Genomic DNA, 1,153 nt, shown 5'->3' on the forward strand with positions numbered 1-1,153 from the left:
TGTATTAGTTCAGACAAGATCTGACAATTCAACTTGAAAAAGTGAGAGTTACCCGTTTTGATAAAGGTGTCGAATCTTTAAATCAAAACAAACAAAAAGGTAACTCTCATGTTGCATACTAACAATCCAATCATAAAACACAAAGCTGGTTTACTTAACCTTGCCGAAGAACTAGGCAATGTATCAAGAGCCTGTAAAGTCATGGGCGTATCACGAGATACATTTTATCGTTATCAAGAACTCGTTAATGAAGGTGGTATCGATGCATTAATCGAAAAGAACCGCCGTACACCAAATATAAAGAATCGCGTTGACGAAGAAACAGAGCAAGCCGTCATTAACTATGCAGTTGACTATCCTGCTCACGGTCAACATAGAACCAGCAATGAGCTTCGTAAGTTAGGCGTGTTTGTCTCAGGTAGTGGTGTTCGTTCAATCTGGTTGCGTCACGATTTAGAAAACTTCAAAAAACGATTGAAAGCATTGGAAAACAAAGTCGCTAATGAAGGCATTATTTTATCTGACGCCCAAGTTGCTGCGCTAGAAAAGAAAAAACATGACGATGAAGCCTGTGGTGAAATTGAAACAGCGCATCCCGGTTATCTTGGCTCACAAGACACATTTTATGTTGGTAACCTTAAAGGTGTTGGTCGTATCTATCAACAAACCTTTGTGGATACCTACAGTAAAGTCGCCTTTGCGAAGCTCTACACAACGAAAACGCCAATTACAGCGGCTGACATGCTCAATGATAAAGTATTGCCTTATTTCGAAGGTCACAAATTGCCTATGCTTCGAATATTAACTGACCGAGGAACTGAGTATTGTGGGCGAGTTGAGCATCATGATTATCAGCTATATTTGGCAATTAACGACATCGACCATACAAAAACGAAAGCAATGTCCCCGCAAACAAATGGTATCTGTGAGCGTTTCCATAAGACGATTTTAAACGAGTTCTATCAAATCACATTCCGCAAAAAGTTGTACGATTCAATGGAAGAACTACAAAAAGATCTGGACGAATGGATGGATTACTACAACAATGATCGGACTCATCAAGGAAAAGTATGTTGCGGTCGAACACCACTTGAAACATTACTGGATGGAAAAACGGTTTGGGCAGAAAAGAATTTAGCTCAAATCTAAACTA

At 39.5% G+C, this 1,153-nt stretch carries 1 protein-coding gene; it reads left to right on the forward strand.

The annotated features are described in order from the left end of the window. The first annotated feature begins 108 nt into the window (after positions 1 to 108). Positions 109 to 1,149: an IS481 family transposase gene (locus DO88_RS00270; RefSeq protein ID WP_007379120.1), complete on the forward strand. Its 1,041-nt coding sequence runs from the start codon at positions 109 to 111 to the stop codon at positions 1,147 to 1,149. Positions 1,150 to 1,153 lie beyond the last annotated feature (4 nt).

This window comes from Pseudoalteromonas sp. S3431 (genome assembly GCF_000690035.1).
Lineage (GTDB): Bacteria > Pseudomonadota > Gammaproteobacteria > Enterobacterales > Alteromonadaceae > Pseudoalteromonas > Pseudoalteromonas fuliginea.

Coding starts and splice junctions, on each gene's coding strand:
- DO88_RS00270 (WP_007379120.1), top strand. CDS start 109: ATGTTGCATACTAACAATCCAATCATAAAACACAAAGCTGGTTTACTT.